Source organism: Burkholderia sp. B21-005, assembly GCF_020843965.1.
In the GTDB taxonomy this organism is placed as follows: Bacteria; Pseudomonadota; Gammaproteobacteria; order Burkholderiales; family Burkholderiaceae; genus Burkholderia; species Burkholderia ambifaria.
Genome location: NZ_CP086301.1, coordinates 1146281 through 1161070, shown reverse-complemented (window position 1 = coordinate 1161070; position 14790 = coordinate 1146281). Strand labels below are relative to the sequence as shown.

12 protein-coding genes are annotated in these 14790 nt (G+C 67.4%); 4 read left to right on the top strand and 8 right to left on the bottom strand.

Annotation, left to right across the window (positions count from 1 at the left end):
* Positions 1-9: 9 nt before the first annotated feature.
* The 7 genes from LMA02_RS05480 to hpnI all read right to left on the bottom strand — a co-directional run bounded on the left by LMA02_RS05480 (position 10) and on the right by hpnI (position 7032).
* Positions 10-723: an ABC transporter permease gene (locus LMA02_RS05480; RefSeq protein ID WP_105786379.1), complete on the bottom strand. Its 714-nt coding sequence runs from the start codon at positions 721-723 to the stop codon at positions 10-12.
* The gene (locus LMA02_RS05475) at positions 720-1409 is read right to left on the bottom strand and encodes an ABC transporter permease (RefSeq protein ID WP_006755250.1); all 690 of its coding nucleotides are present in this window, start codon (positions 1407-1409) and stop codon (positions 720-722) included. The genes LMA02_RS05480 and LMA02_RS05475 overlap by 4 nt, the downstream gene beginning before the upstream one ends.
* 266 nt (positions 1410-1675) lie before the next feature.
* Positions 1676-2233: a hypothetical protein gene (locus LMA02_RS05470; RefSeq protein ID WP_228907190.1), complete on the bottom strand. Its 558-nt coding sequence runs from the start codon at positions 2231-2233 to the stop codon at positions 1676-1678.
* 87 nt (positions 2234-2320) lie between these two features.
* Entirely contained in the window at positions 2321-3364 is a 1044-nt protein-coding gene (locus LMA02_RS05465; protein WP_228907189.1) for a lysylphosphatidylglycerol synthase domain-containing protein, read from the bottom strand.
* Positions 3361-4245 (bottom strand): hopanoid biosynthesis-associated protein HpnK, encoded by an 885-nt coding sequence (hpnK, locus tag LMA02_RS05460; RefSeq protein ID WP_228907188.1) that lies wholly within the window; start codon positions 4243-4245, stop codon positions 3361-3363. Before hpnK ends, LMA02_RS05465 begins: the two co-directional genes overlap by 4 nt.
* A gap of 3 nt (positions 4246-4248) precedes the next feature.
* Complete coding sequence (gene hpnJ / locus LMA02_RS05455) at positions 4249-5691, bottom strand: hopanoid biosynthesis associated radical SAM protein HpnJ (protein ID WP_324251284.1); 1443 nt, start codon at positions 5689-5691, stop codon at positions 4249-4251.
* 165 nt (positions 5692-5856) lie between these two features.
* Entirely contained in the window at positions 5857-7032 is a 1176-nt protein-coding gene (gene hpnI / locus LMA02_RS05450; RefSeq protein WP_228907186.1) for a bacteriohopanetetrol glucosamine biosynthesis glycosyltransferase HpnI, read from the bottom strand.
* 650 nt (positions 7033-7682) lie between these two features.
* On the opposite strand from hpnI, the gene LMA02_RS05445 reads away from it, so the two are divergent.
* Positions 7683-8681: an LLM class flavin-dependent oxidoreductase gene (locus LMA02_RS05445; RefSeq protein WP_011656385.1), complete on the top strand. Its 999-nt coding sequence runs from the start codon at positions 7683-7685 to the stop codon at positions 8679-8681.
* Positions 8682-8722: 41 nt separating this feature from the next.
* Here the strand turns inward: LMA02_RS05445 and LMA02_RS05440 are convergent, their stop codons facing one another.
* Positions 8723-9784, bottom strand: a complete 1062-nt coding sequence (locus LMA02_RS05440) for an alpha/beta fold hydrolase (protein WP_228907185.1) — start codon at positions 9782-9784, stop codon at positions 8723-8725.
* Between the two features lie 174 nt (positions 9785-9958).
* On the opposite strand from LMA02_RS05440, the gene pdxY reads away from it, so the two are divergent.
* From pdxY to LMA02_RS05425, 3 genes are all read left to right on the top strand, one after another.
* Complete coding sequence (gene pdxY / locus LMA02_RS05435) at positions 9959-10819, top strand: pyridoxal kinase PdxY (RefSeq protein WP_006755531.1); 861 nt, start codon at positions 9959-9961, stop codon at positions 10817-10819.
* A gap of 303 nt (positions 10820-11122) precedes the next feature.
* Entirely contained in the window at positions 11123-13267 is a 2145-nt protein-coding gene (locus LMA02_RS05430) for a phosphocholine-specific phospholipase C (protein WP_228907184.1), read from the top strand.
* Positions 13268-13616: 349 nt separating this feature from the next.
* Entirely contained in the window at positions 13617-14765 is a 1149-nt protein-coding gene (locus LMA02_RS05425) for a branched-chain amino acid ABC transporter substrate-binding protein (RefSeq protein ID WP_006755533.1), read from the top strand.
* The last annotated feature ends 25 nt before the right edge of the window (positions 14766-14790 follow it).

The window sequence follows — 14790 nt, the reverse complement described above, 5'->3', positions numbered from 1 at the left end:
GAAGTGAAATCAATGACGGCCGGCCGCGAGATACGCGAGCCAGTGGCGCTCCGCCCGGCGAAATGCCGCGACGAGTGCGAACGATACCGCAAGATAGATCAGCGCGGCGATCCCGAACGACTGGAACGCCATGTAGGTCGCGGAATTGGCGTCGCGCGCGACCTTCAGGATGTCGGGCACGGTCGCCGTGAACGCCACGGTGGTCGCGTGCAGCATCAGGATCACCTCGTTGCTGTACAGCGGCAGCGCGCGGCGCAGCGCCGACGGCAGGATCACCCGGCGGTACATCGTGAACGGCGACATCCCGTACGCACGCGCCGCCTCGACCTCGCCGTGCGGAATCGCCCGAATCGCGCCCGCGAAAATCTCGGTCGTGTACGCGCAGGTGTTCAGCGCGAACGCGAGGATCGCGCAGTTGAAGCCGCTCCTGAAGAACGCGTCGAGCAGCGAGTGCGAACGCACGAACTCGAGGCTGTACATGCCCGTATACATCAGCAGCAGCTGCACGTAGAGCGGCGTGCCGCGGAACACGTACGTGTAGAACCGCACCGGCATCGACAGCCACTTCTTCTTCGACACGCGCGCGACCGCAAGCGGCACCGCGCACACGAAGCCGAGCGAAATCGACGCGACGAGCAGCCACAGCGTCACCGCAAGGCCGGAGAGGCGCTGGCCGTCCCAGTAAAGGAACGCCCGGCCGAATTCCTGGAGGATCTCGATCATAGTTCTGCGTGGCGCACGCCCATGGAATAACGCTTCTCGAGCTGGATCAGCACGAGGTTGGAGACGGTCGTGATCGCGAGGTAGATCAGCGCCGCAATGAGGATGAAGAAGAACATGTTGAACGTGCTCTTGCCGGCGTCCTGCGCGGCCTTCACGACGTCCGCGAGGCCGATGATCGACACCAGCGCGGTCGCCTTCACGAGCACCTGCCAGTTGTTGCCGATGCCCGGCAGCGCGAAGCGCATCATCTGCGGAAACATGATCCGCACGAACACGCGCATCCCGCTCATCCCGTACGCCGCGCCGGCCTCGAGCTGGCCGCGCGGCACCGACAGGAACGCGCCGCGAAACGTCTCGGTGAAATACGCGCCGTAGATGAAGCCGAGCGTCAGCACGCCGGCGACGAACGGATCGATGTCGATCTGCTCCCAGCCGACGAGGTCGGTGAACTGGTTCAGCCAGATCTGGATGCTGTAGAACAACAGCAGCATCAGGACGAGATCGGGCACCGAGCGGATCAGCGTCGTATAACCGGTCGCGATCGCTCGCAGCACCCGGTTGTGCGACAGCTTCGCCACCGCGCCGATCAGTCCCAGCGCCACCGCGGCGGCAAGCGACAGCACCGACAGCTCGATGGTCTGCACGGTGCCGGCCCAGAGGACGGGACCAAAGCCGTAAAGGAACACGCGCGTCTCCAGTGTTGAATGAACACCGGCACGCAAACCTCTCTCGCGCCGGGCTGACGCGGATAGTCGCAAGCGAAAATGATTGCCTCAAACCACCGTGCGCGCGACTGTTGCATTGCAACAATTCGCTCGATCATTTGCAGGCCCGGTCTACATCCCTGTTTCAAAAGGGAAAAACCCGCTTCCTGACAGTCGGATGACACGCAGGGAAGCGGGCTTTTTGCAATTTTCCGGTCGCTTTTTCGATATAGCGCCGGGAGGCAGGTTCACCGCCCCTTCAGGATGTCGGAGCGCGAAGTCGTATAGACAAGCCCGTCCGGGCCGAAATGGACGTTGAAGAACGCGTCGGTGTTGACGCCATCCTCGAGCCAGCGCCAGCTCCAGACCGTCTCGGGCTTCAGCGGATACTGCGCGATGTCGCCCGGCTTGCCGAGCAGGCGCCGCACCTCGTCCTCGTCCATCCCGGGGCGCACCTTCGCGAAGTGCTCGGCGGTCAGCACCTGCGTCGCGCCCGCGTAGTGCCCGCTCGCGTCGAGGTCGACGAACCAGGTCTGGTTGCCCATCGGGCCGCGCGGATATTCGAGACGCTTGGAGCCGTCGGTGAAGGTGCGCTCGGTCTCGGGCTTGCCCATCGTGCCGCGCACGTCGGCCTCGGTCGATACACCGACCTTCAGCCCCTTGAGCAGCAGCGGGGCCGGCTTGATCGCGTTGAAAAAGTCCCTGATGCGTTGCACGTCGAGATTGCCTTGCTTGTCGTCGCAGCCGGTCAATGCCAGCGCGGCGGCCAGCATCGTGACGGGGAGCAGCCGGAAACGAAAAATCATCTGAGGAAATGCGCGTCGAGAAAACACGCGCCAAGGATACCCGCGCAACGCCAAAAGCGCGAGACGGGCACGCGGCCCGTCTCGTGTTCAATGCGTCGTTTCGGTTTGAGCCTCGGCCGCGCGGCGCGCGGGCGGTGCATCATCCGACACGGCCGGCACCGCACGGATGCGGCGGCGCGTGCGCACGAGTTCGGCAAGCTGCCACGAACCGAGCGCCAGGCAGCCGAACAGCACCTCGCGGCCGCGCTTGACCAGCGCGAGCGACAGCGCCGTCTCGCGATCGACGCCGAACATCTGCGCGAGCAGCACGACGGTCGCCTCCTGCACGCCGAGGCCGCCCGGCACCATGAACGCCGCATGCCGCACGGCCTGCGTCATCGCCTCGATCGCGATCGCGCCGCCGATCGATACCGGATGCCCGAGCAGCGCGAGCGCCCAGTAAATTTCGAGCGCACCGAGCACGTAGCCGGACAGTTGCCAGAAGAACGCACTGAACAGCAGCGCCGTGCGCGACATCAGCGCGTCGATGTCGCCATCGAGCCGGCGGCCGTCGACGCCCTGCAGCAACCGGTGCGAATCGCCGAGCAGACGCCCCGCGAACCGCTCGATCGCGTGGAAGACGCCGCCGCGCCGCATGAGCACGACGCCGAGCACCGGCAACGGCAGCGTCAGCAGCAGCGCAAGGCCGATCGTGCCGCCGCCCATGTCGTGCGTGGTCGCGAGCAGCAGCACGAGGCCGAGCGCCGCGAACGCATACTGGACGACGATCGTCACCAGCACCTCGACGATCACCGACGCGGTCACGCGGCTCGCGTCGGGCACCTGCCAGCGCGCCATCCGGATCCCGACCAGCTCGCCGCCGATCCCGACCACGGGCAGCAGCCGGTTCACGGCTTCGCGCACGGTCGCGACCCACCACAGAAACGACAGCGACGCGCGCCGGTCGAGCAGCTGGTGCCACGCATACGCGTCGAGCAGCAGCGGCAGCGCGTGAAACGGCACGAGCCACAGCAGCGTGAAGCCGGCGCGCTCGAGCATCCGCGACACGTCGCCGATACCTTCGTGCAGCCCCAGCGCGAGCAGGATCCCGATGCCGATCGGCCAGCCGAGCCATTTGATCCACCGGGTCATGACGGCCGCGCCCCCGCTTCGCGCGACGCGCGCGTGCCGCGGCGCATCGCGGGCTGGCCGAACACGTCCGCAAACCCGCCGGTCGCGACGCCGGCCGCCTTCAGCGCGGCCGCGACCCGCGGCGACAGCAGCGCGTCCAGTTCGTCGACCGGGCGGTAATCGGCCATCGTCGGCGTGATCGGGCCGTCGCCGGCCTCGGCCGGATGACAGTAGATCTCGCCGACACCGGGCGGCAGCGCCGCGAGCGCGTCGAGCAGCACGCCCTCGTCCATCGCGCCCGTATGCTCGATCCCGACCACGTAGTCGTTGTGCGCGAGCCCCGCGCGATCGAGCCGGGCGCGCACGAGCGCGATCCACGGCTTGAGCAGCACGGGCGCGCTCGTTTCATACGGCAGCCGCACCGCGCGCAGCCCGTAGTCGCGGCCGATCTCGATGATCAGCGACAGCACGGTCGGATGCAGGTGGAAATGCTTGTGCGCGTTCACGTGATCGAGCGGCAGGCCGCTCGCCGCGAACGCGTCGAACTGCGCGCGGATCTCGCGGCGCAGTTGCGCACGCACGTGCGGCAGGAAAAAGAAGCGGCAGCCGTCCTTCGCCATCGCGTCGCCGAACCGCCCGTCGGGGCCGACGAGCGCGGGAATCTCATGCGCGGGCAGCATGGCCGGCCCGTCCGCGAGGACGAGATGCAGGCCGACCGCGAGCGACGGCAGCCGCCGCGCGCGTTCGATCGCATCCTGCGCCGCGGGCGCACCGACCATCAGGCTCGCGGCGTTCAGCACGCCGTCGCGATGCGCGCGCTCGACCGCCGCGTTGACGCGCGGGTGCAGCCCGAAGTCGTCCGCGGTGAAGATCAGCGCCCGCGCCGCCCGCTGCGTCGTCACGAATCAGGCCTCGTGCGCGCGCAGGAAGCGGAAGAACTCGACGCCTTCGCGCAGACGGCGCTTCATCATGTCCCAGCTCGTCAGCATCTCGCGGACGATCTCCCAGATCTTCGACGGACGGAAGTAGAACTGGCGATAGAACTGCTCGAGGTGGTGATAGATCTCGTCGCGCGACAGGTGCGCATAGCCGATCGCCGCGAGCTGCACGCCTTCCTTGCTGACCAGGTTGATGGTCTTGTTCTCTTCCATCCAGCCGTTTTCGACGGCCTGCTTGTACAGCGTCGTGCCCGGATACGGCGCGGCGAGCGACACCTGGATCGTGTGCGGATTGATTTCCTTCGCGTACTCGATTGTCTTCTTGATGGTTTCCTGCGTCTCGCCCGGCAGGCCGAGGATGAAGGTGCCGTGGATCTTGATGCCGAGCTTCTTGCAGTCCGCGCTGAAGCGGCGCGCGAAATCGGTGCGAACGCCCTTCTTGATGTTCACGAGGATCTGGTCGTCGCCGGATTCGAAGCCGACCAGCAGCAGGCGCAGGCCGTTCTCCTTCATGACCTTCAGCGTCTTGTACGGCACGTTCGCCTTCGCGTTGCACGACCACGTCATGCCGAGCTTGCCCAGGCCGATGGCGATGGCTTCCGCGCGCGGCAGGTCGTCGGTGAAGGTGTCGTCGTCGAACATCAGTTCCTTCACTTCCGGCATGTTGTCGCGGATCCACTTTGCTTCCGCGAGCACGTTCTCGACCGAGCGCGTGCGGTAGCGATGGCCGCTGACCGTCTGCGGCCACAGGCAGAACGTGCAGCGCGACTTGCAGCCGCGGCCCGTGTAGATCGATACGTACGGATAGTTGAGGTAGCCGATGAAGTAGTTGTCGATCTTCAGGTCGCGCTTGTAGACGGGCGCGACGAACGGCAGTTCGTCCATGTTCTCGAGGATCGGACGCGCTTCGTTGTGCTCGATCGAGCCGTCCTTCGCGCGCCAGCTCAAGCCCTTGATCTGCGGGAACGGCTTGCCTTCGGCGATTTCCTTGCAGGTGAAGTCGAATTCCTCGCGGCACACGAAGTCGATTGCCTCGCTCGCCGTGAGCGAGTTGTGCGGATCGACCATCACCTTCGCGCCCACCATGCCGACCAGCATCGACGGCTTCATCTTCTTCAGGTCCTGCGCGAACATCGCGTCGGTCGGGAACGACGGCGTGCTCGTGTGGATGATCACGAGGTCGTAGTCGTTGGCGATCTTCAGCGTTTCCTCGACCGACAGGCCGTCGGCCGGCGCATCGACCACGCGGCTGCCCGGCACGAGCGCGGCCGGCTGCGCGAGCCACGTCGGGTACCAGAAGGAACGGATTTCGCGCTTCGCCTGATAGCGCGAGCCGGCTCCGCCGTCGAAGCCGTCATACGAAGGGGCCTGCAAGAACAGCGTTTTCATGAATGCTCCGGTAGCCTGCATAGTTCGATTCGTTTCAACGATTCAGTCAATAACCCGCGAGCCGCCCTGCCGGCGCCCGCCTCTCTGTCATGTCGCGTCGCGCGGCCTGGCCGCGCGGCGCGTCCCGGCCCTCCGGCCGGATTCGATCGGGAACGCGCGCACGGCCGCTCCCTCGGGCAACGCACCTTAGCGGCCGTCCGCGCCTTCCACCGCCGCCGTCGCGCGCTCGCCGCCGACGACCGCCATCCGCGCGCCGCGCCACACGACGTGCGTGCCGAACGCGGCCGCGAGCCATTCGAGCGCGAGCAGCGTGTCGCGCACCGCGACGAGCGGCAGATCGCGCCAGAACGCGCGCCAGCCGTCCTCGCCGCGCGCGTGCAGCACCAGCCGCCCGAACGTGCCCACGATGGCCGCGCCACCCGCCAGCGTGCCGGCGAAGGTGCCGTCGAGACGCAGCGCGAGCGCCGCGGCGATCGCGAGCCACGGCGCGGTAAACGTGATGAACAGGAACGTGAAGCCGGTCGGGTTCAGCGAACGGATCGTGCGCAGCCAGCGCGTCTCGCGGTGCCAGAGCGGCCCGAACGACGGCTCGATCACGTCGGTCGCGACCTCGACCTCGGACAGCACGGTGCGTCGCCCGAGGCGGCGCGGCAGTTCGGCGAGCCAGAAATCGTCGGCCAGCTCGTCCTTCAGCGCGAGCAAACCGCCGATCCGGTCGAGCGTGTCGCGCGTCAGCGCGAGCGTCGCGCCGAAGCCGAAGCGGCTCGAGCGGCCGAGGTGCGCGATCCGCACCGACGGCGCGAACCAGGCATCGACGAACTGCGCGCCGATCCGCGTCCAGAACCCGCCGACGCTGCGCGCATGATACAGACACGTGACGACACCGACCGACGCGTCGGCGAGCGGCGCCGTCACGCGCTCCAGATAGTCCGGCTGCACCGCGATGTCGCTGTCCGCGATCACGATGCGGCCGTACTTCGCGCGTTCGGCCAGATTGATCAGGTTGCTGACCTTCAGGTTCTTGCCGTGCACGCGCGCATCGATCACGAGCGTGATATCGCACTCCGGATAGTCGGCGCGCAACCGCTCGACGACGGCGACGGCCGGATCGGCCGCCGACGCGACCCCGAACAGCACTTCATGGCGCGGGTGGCGCTGCTCGCAGAACGTCGCGAGGTTCTCGTACAGGTGCGGCTCGGCGCCGCACAGCGGCTTGAGCACGCTGACGGGCTCGAAGCCATCGCGCGCGGCGGTGCGCGGCGTGCGCGGGCGCGGCGCGAAGGCCGCGGCGAGCGCGTAGCCGCACGCGGCCAGCGTGAACACGAGCAGGAGCCAGTCGAGCAGCGTGACGGTCGGCGTCATGCGCGACGCCCCCCGGCGACGCGGGCGCCCTGCCGATCGATCGAACCTGGTTGAACGTGATTGGGTATTCCGACAGCAACGAACGCGGGCACGACCCGACTCCTTGTTCCAGCAGCGTCTGTGTAATGGGGAGGCTCGGCCCATTCCCCGAAAGCGACCGGCCCCGGCTTCGCGTGGCACATCTCCGCGCGATGCCCGGACGGGATGCGGGAAGATTCGAATGGCGATCATCGGCACAACATGGACAGGCGCCGGATTTTAGCAGTCCAAGCCAGCCCGCGCTCGGACGGCACGCGAAACGGACTAGTGCGATTTCGGCAAAGCTGTACGGCCGGGAAACCATTCTGGTGCCACTACGTTCACGCTAGCGTAAGCACTTTGCAGGCGTATTGCAGTCTTCAAAATCAAACGTTTCGTGGAAATTTGTATGTCGGTGCGAAGACATGTCCAATCCCCGTAAAGATTAGTAATTATTTGGGGATTAGATTGATTTTTGCAACGATCACGACATACCACCCGACACAAGCTTGCACCCCTGAAAGGCGCATGGGTATCCGTGCGTCGCCAGCGCGTTCCGGAACCCTTTGGCAAAATCGTCGACATCTGTTGCGCATGCGCATCACCGCGCCCCTCCCTTTAGAAGGCCACCGATGATTCCGTTTTCCGTACTTGATCTCGCCCCCATTCCTGCCGGCGCGGACGCCGCGCAGGCCTTCCGCAATACCGTCGATCTCGCGCAGCACGCGGAGCGCCTCGGTTACCGGCGCTACTGGCTCGCCGAACATCACAACATGCCCGGCATCGCGAGCGCGGCGACCGCTGTCGTGATCGGTCATGTCGCGGGCGCGACGAAGACGATCCGCGTCGGCTCGGGCGGGATCATGCTGCCGAACCATGCGCCGCTCGTGATCGCCGAACAGTTCGGCACGCTCGCGTCGCTGTATCCGGGGCGCATCGACCTCGGCCTCGGCCGTGCGCCCGGCACCGACCAGACCACGTCGCGCGCGCTGCGCCGCGACCTGATCGGCAGCGCCGACTCGTTTCCGGACGACGTCGCCGAGCTGCAGCGCTACTTCGCGGAACCGGTGCCCGGCCAGCGCGTGCGCGCGGTGCCCGGCGCGGGGCTGGACGTGCCCGTGTGGCTGCTGGGTTCGAGTCTGTTCAGCGCGCAGCTCGCCGCGATGCTCGGGCTGCCGTTCGCGTTCGCGTCGCACTTCGCGCCGGACTACCTGATGCGCGCGCTCGAACTCTATCGCGCGCAGTACCGGCCGTCGGCCGCGTGGCCGAAGCCGCATGCGATGGTCGGCATCAACGTGTTCGCGGCCGATACCGACGACGAGGCGCGGCGCCTCTTCACGTCGCTGCAGCAGCAGTTCATCAACCTGCGCCGCGGCACGCCGGGCAAGCTGCCGCCGCCCGTCGACGCGCTCGAGGCGAGTGAATTCGAACTCGCGAACGTCGCGCACGCGCTGTCGTTCGCGGCCGTCGGCTCGCGCGACACGGTGCGTGACAAGCTGCGCGACCGGATTGCCCAGACGGGTGCGGACGAGGTGATCATCACCGCGCAGATCTACGATCACGCCGCGCGGGTGCGCTCGTTCGAGCTGGCGGCGCAGATCCGCGACGAACTCGCGAACGAAACCCGCTGACCGGACGGGCGCGGCCGCCGGCGCGTGCGCCCGCCGTCACGTCACGACGGGTGCACCGCCTCCAGCCCGTCGAGCAGCGCCTTGTGGAACGCGTCCGGATCCTGGATCTGCGGCGCGTGGCCGAGCGCCGGGAATTCGACGAGCTGCGCGCCGGGGATCGCCGCCTGCGTACGCTTCGCGAGTTCCGGGTAATGGCCGAGCTTCGCGTGCACGTCGGGCGGTGCCACCTCCTTGCCGATCGCGGTCGTGTCCTTGTCGCCGATTAGCAGCAGCGTCGGCACGCGGATCGCGCCGAGTTCGTAGACCACCGGCTGGGTGAGGATCATGTCGTAGATCAGCGCCGAGTTCCACGCGACCGCGTCGCGGCCCGGGCCGCGATACATGCCGGCGAGCATCTGCACCCAGCGCTCGTACGACGGCGACCACTTGCCCGCGTAGTAGGTCGCCTGCTCGTAGCGGCGGATCCCGTCGGCGTTCGTCTTCTGTTCGCGCGCATACCAGTAGTCGACCGGCAGCGGCGGCACGCCGAGCGCCTTCCAGTCCTCGAGGCCGATCGGGTTCACCAGCACGAGCTGGTCGGTCGCCTTCGGATACATCAACGCATAGCGCATCGCGAGCATTCCACCCGTCGAATGGCCGACGATCGTCGCCGATTTCACGCCGATCGACTCGAGCAGCGCATGCGTATTGCGCGCGAGCTGCTGGAAGCTGTATTGGTAGCGTTCGGGCTTCGACGACTTGCAGAAGCCGATCTGGTCCGGCGCGATCACGCGGTAGCCGGCGCGGCTCAGCACGCCGATCGTGTCCTCCCAGGTCGCCGCGCAGAAGTTCTTCCCATGCAGCAGCACGACTGTGCGGCCGTTCGGGTGCGCCGGCTGCACGTCCATGTACATCATCTCGAGGGTTTCGCGCTGCGACACGAACGCGTAGCGGTGCACCGGCTCCGGATAGGCGAAACCTTCCAGGCGGGGGCCGTACGCGGGCCCGTCGTTGCCGGCCGGCGCCGGAGCGGCGGCAACGGCCGAGGTCGCGCATGCCGCGGCGACGCCGGCGCCGAGCACGGCGGCGCGCGCGAGGGACAACATCTTGCAAATCGAGAGCATGGCGATCACGGTAAGGGGAAATGCACGCGCGCAACCGGGCGGCTTCGCGCCCCGCGATTCTACGCGGTCGTGCTGACGACGGCGCGCAACACTCGATGGCCGTGCGACTTCCGCGCGCGCGACGAACTCGGGTATCGTGTGTCGTGACCCTGAAACGCCTGCAGGCGAACACTCATGAAAAACGTCCTCAGCATTCAGTCGCACGTGATCTACGGACACGCCGGCAACAGCGCGGCCGTGTTCCCGATGCAGCGCCTCGGCGTCAACGTCTGGCCGCTCAACACCGTCCAGCTGTCGAATCACATGCAGTACGGCCACTGGGCCGGCAGCGCGATCGACGCGGCGAAGATGGAGCAACTCGTCGACGGTGTCGCCGCGATCGGCGCGCTCAAGCGCTGCGACGCGGTGCTGTCCGGCTTCGTCGGCTCGCCGCCGCAGGCGCGCGCGACGGTCGAGATCGTGCGCACGGTGAAGGCGATGAACCCGAACGCGTGGTACTTCTGCGATCCGGCGATGGGCCAGACGGGCGGCGTGCGGCCCGAACCCGGCGTCGAGGAATTCATCGTCCAGGAGATGCCGGCGCTCGCGGACGGCATGTCGCCGAACCACACCGAGCTGCAGAAGCTCGCCGGGCGACGCATCGAGACCGTCGCCGAAGCCGTCGACGCCTGCCGCGCGCTGATCCGCCGCGGGCCGAAGATCGTCCTCGTCAAGCACCTGCACGACCGCAACAGCCCGGCCGACCGCTTCAACATGCTCGCCGTCACCGAAACCGAAGCGTGGATCGGCCAGCGCCCGCTGTATGCGTTTCCGCGCCATCCGGTCGGCGTCGGCGATCTCACCAGCGCCATTTTCGTCGCGCGCCGGCTGCGTGGCGACTCGGTGCGCGCCGCGTTCGAGCACACGCTCGCGGCCGTGCACGCGGTCGTGAAGGCGACCTACGACGCGCGCCGCTACGAGCTCGAACTCGTCGCCGCGCAGGACGAAATCGCGCGCCCGAGTGAATGGTTCGGCGCGTGGGTGACTGACGCGTGATGCGCCCGCATCGGCCCTGAATCCTCCGAATCCCCCCGAATCCCCCGGTATCTCCCGCTTCTCCGGCGTGCCGCGCGCGCTGCCGCCCTCGCCTCTCCCCCACAGTTCGATCACCGGCGCAATGCCGTCCAGGTCCTGTCCGGTCCGCGCGTGCAAACGTTTTCGGACTTCACATGAATGACACCGATTTTTCGCTATGCTCGCGAGGGCACGACCAGCGCAGCCGCATCCTGCGCCCGGACGCGCCGACTTTTCCCGCATGTCCCGCCAATCGGCTCCCCTCCTTTACGCACGATAACGACCATGACCCGATCGAACCGTCGTGACTTCCTGCGCGTCGCCGCCGGCACTGCCGGCGCCGCCGCGCTGAACCTGTTCCCGCCCGTGATCCGCGATGCGCTTGCGATTCCGGCGAACCGCCGTACCGGTACCATCCGCGATATCGAACACATCGTGATCCTGATGCAGGAGAACCGCTCGTTCGACCACTACTTCGGCACGATGCGCGGCGTGCGCGGCTTCGGCGATCCTCGCCCGCTGCGCCTCGCGAACGGCAAGTCGGTGTTCCATCAGCCGGTCGGCCCGGCCGAGCTGCTGCCGTTTCACCCGGGCGCGGACAAGCTCGGCCTGCAGTTCCTGCAGGACCTGCCGCACGGCTGGCAGGACATGCACGCCGCGTGGAACAAGGGCCGCTACGACCAGTGGGTGCCGAACAAGGGCACCACGACGATGGCGTACCTGAAGCGCGACGACATCCCGTTCCACTACCAGCTCGCCGACGCATTCACGATCTGCGACGCGTACCACTGCGCGATCCCGAGTTCGACCGACCCGAACCGCTACTACATGTGGACCGGCTACGTCGGCAACGACGGCACGGGCGGCGGCCCGGTGCTCGGCAACGAGGAAACGGGCTACGGCTGGAAGACCTATCCGGAAGTGCTCGAGCAGGCCGGCGTGTCGTGGAAGATCTACCAGGACGTCGGCACCGGGCTCGACGCAAACGGCTCGTGGGGCTGGACGCAGAACCCGTACATCGGCAACTACGGCGACAACGCGCTGCTCTACTTCAACCAGTACCGCAGCGCGCTGCCCGGCACGCCGCTGTACGACAAGGCGCGCACCGGCACCAACATCAGCGCCGGCGGTACGCTGTTCGACGTGCTGCAGCAGGACGTGAAGAACGGCACATTGCCGCAGGTATCGTGGATCTGCGCGCCGGAAGCGTACTCGGAACACCCGAACTGGCCGGCCAACTACGGCGCGTGGTACATCGAGCAGGTGCTGAAGGTGCTCGTGTCGAATCCGGACGTGTGGAGCAAGACCGCACTCTTCATCACCTACGACGAGAATGACGGCTTCTTCGACCACGTGCCGCCGCCGTTCGCGCCGCAGTCACGCGACAACGGGCTGTCGACGGTCGCAACGACCAACGAGGTGTTCGCCGGCGACGCGTCGCACATGGCCGGCCCGTACGGGCTCGGGCCGCGCGTGCCGATGCTGGTCGTGTCGCCGTGGACCAAGGGCGGCTGGGTCTGCTCGCAGACCTTCGATCACACGTCGCTGCTGCAATTCATCGAAGCGCGCTTCGGCGCGCAGTATCCGGTGACGGCCGCCAACGTGTCGCCGTGGCGCCGCGCGGTGTGCGGCGACCTGACGTCGGCGTTCGAATTCGCGACCGCCGACGCCGCATGGCCGACGCTGCCCGACACGAGCGGCTATGCGCCGCCCGACCGCGTGCGCCACCCCGACTACATCCCGGTGCCGCCGGTGCTGCAGAAGCTGCCGAAACAGGAGGCCGGGCTGCGTCCGGCACGCGCACTGCCGTACGAGCTGTTCGTGCACGGCCGCGTCGAAGCCGCGAACGGCCTGTTCCGGCTGACCTTCGCGAACACCGGCCGCGCGGGCGCGGCATTCCAGGTGCAGTCGCGCAACCGCCTCGACGGCCCGTGGGCGTACACGGTCGAAGCCGGCAAGCGAGTCGCCGATACGTGGAGCGCCGCGGCGTCGCTCGGCCTGTACGACCTCGACGTGTACGGCCCGAATGGCTTCTACTGCCATTTCCGCGGCCCGTTCGCGACCGGCGTCGGCAGCGCGAACGTGAACCCCGAGGTGATCTACGGCTACGACGTCGCGAACGGCAACATCACGCTGCGCCTGATGAACCGCGGCCACAAGGCCGTGCAGCTCAAGGTGACGAACGCGTACGGCCACGGCCGCGCGCGCACGTTCGACCTCGCACCGGGCGCGCACGTCGACGACTACTGGGATCTGCGCGGCAGTCACGGCTGGTACGACCTGACCGTCAGCGACGGCCGTCCGCTCGGCTTCCTGCGCCGCTTCGCGGGCCACGTCGAAACCGGCCGCCCGAGCACGAGCGACCCGGCCATCCGCACGAACGCGTCGCACGACGACGCCGAAGCCGCATCGGACGCCCTGTCCGACTGACGACGTCGAACGCGGCGCGGCCCCACCGGGGCTGCGCCGCCCATCCTGCCTCCCGTCCGTTCGTGGCGGGAAACTCCCGATACCGGCCGCCCGCGCACGCGCGGAAGCTATGCGCAAATCCGCATCGAATGCGCGGCAAATTGCCAAGACCCGTGCATATCGGCGACCTATATATCGATACGATCGGGGCTCCTCGCCGAGCCTGACGGGAGATTCTTCCGGGAATCATCAGCATGCCGACCTCCCCGCCCGATTCCGAGAAGCGGTCGAACCGCCCACCCGTCGCACGCGTCCGGCCCGCCGGCTGCGTGCGGTATCCACCCGCTGGTGTAGAACAAGAGGAACGAACATGAAATTCCGTCATTCCCTGTTGTCGGTATCGGTCATCTCCGCCTTTGCCCTCCTCTCGCAACAGGCCGCCCGGGCCGCCGACGCGACCGACGTGAAGGTCGGCTTCGCCGCGCCGCTCACAGGCGTGAACGCCGGCTACGGCAAGGATCTTCAGAACGGCGTGCAGCTCGCGCTCGACGATGCCGCCGCGCAGAAGATACAGATCGCCGGCAAGCCCGCGCACTTCAACCTCATCGTGCAGGACGACCAGGCCGACCCGCGCATCGGCGTGCAGGCCGCGCAGGCGCTCATCGACCAGAACGTGTCGGTGGTGGTCGGCCACTTCAACTCCGGGACGACGATTCCGGCGTCGGTGGTCTACGACAAGGCCGGCATCCCGGTGATCGATCCGGCCGCGACCAACCCGACGCTCACGTCGCGCGGGCTCGCGAACATGTTCATGGTGATCGCGACCGACGGCCAGAACGCCGGCAACGCGGGCAAGTACGCGGTCGACGTGACCAAGGCGAAGCGCATCGCGATCATCGACGACCGCACCGCGTTCGGCCAGGGCGAGGCGGACGAGTTCGAGAAGGCCGTGAAGGCGGCCGGCGGCAACATCATCGGCCGCGAGTTCACCAGCAACCAGGCGGTCGATTTCCGTGCGCAAATCACGAGCCTGAAAGGCAAGAACCCCGACCTGATCTTCTTCGGCGGCCTCGATTCGCTCGCCGCGAACTTCGTCAAGCAGATGCGCCAGCTCGGGCTGAACGCGAAGTTCGTCGGCGGCGGCGGCGTGAAGGACAACGAGTTCATCAAGATCGCCGGCCCGGCCGCGGAAGGCGCGATGGCGTGGGAGTACGGGCGTCCGCTGGACGAACTGCCGCAGGGCAAGGATTTCGAGCAGCGGTTCAAGAAGCGCTTCGGCGTCGACGTGCTGTCGTACGCGCAGTTCGGCTACGACGCGACCTGGGCCGCGATCAAGGCGATGCAGGCCGCCAACTCGACCGATCCGAAGGTCTACCGTCCGGCGCTGAAGAAGATCGACTTCGAGGGCATCACCGGCCGGATCTCGTTCGCGAACGACGGCTCGCTGAAGAGCGGGATGTCGACGCTGTACCAGGTGAAGAACGGCGCGTGGAAGACGATCGTGACGAAGGGGGGCTGATCGGACCGGACGGGCGACCTGGGTA

Coding starts and splice junctions, on each gene's coding strand:
- hpnJ (WP_324251284.1), bottom strand. CDS start 5,691: ATGCAGGCTACCGGAGCATTCATGAAAACGCTGTTCTTGCAGGCCCCT.
- LMA02_RS05445 (WP_011656385.1), top strand. CDS start 7,683: ATGATTCCGTTTTCCGTACTTGATCTCGCCCCCATTCCTGCCGGCGCG.
- LMA02_RS05440 (WP_228907185.1), bottom strand. CDS start 9,784: ATGCTCTCGATTTGCAAGATGTTGTCCCTCGCGCGCGCCGCCGTGCTC.
- LMA02_RS05465 (WP_228907189.1), bottom strand. CDS start 3,364: ATGACCCGGTGGATCAAATGGCTCGGCTGGCCGATCGGCATCGGGATC.
- LMA02_RS05425 (WP_006755533.1), top strand. CDS start 13,617: ATGAAATTCCGTCATTCCCTGTTGTCGGTATCGGTCATCTCCGCCTTT.
- LMA02_RS05480 (WP_105786379.1), bottom strand. CDS start 723: ATGATCGAGATCCTCCAGGAATTCGGCCGGGCGTTCCTTTACTGGGAC.
- LMA02_RS05470 (WP_228907190.1), bottom strand. CDS start 2,233: ATGATTTTTCGTTTCCGGCTGCTCCCCGTCACGATGCTGGCCGCCGCG.
- LMA02_RS05430 (WP_228907184.1), top strand. CDS start 11,123: ATGACCCGATCGAACCGTCGTGACTTCCTGCGCGTCGCCGCCGGCACT.
- hpnI (WP_228907186.1), bottom strand. CDS start 7,032: ATGACGCCGACCGTCACGCTGCTCGACTGGCTCCTGCTCGTGTTCACG.
- pdxY (WP_006755531.1), top strand. CDS start 9,959: ATGAAAAACGTCCTCAGCATTCAGTCGCACGTGATCTACGGACACGCC.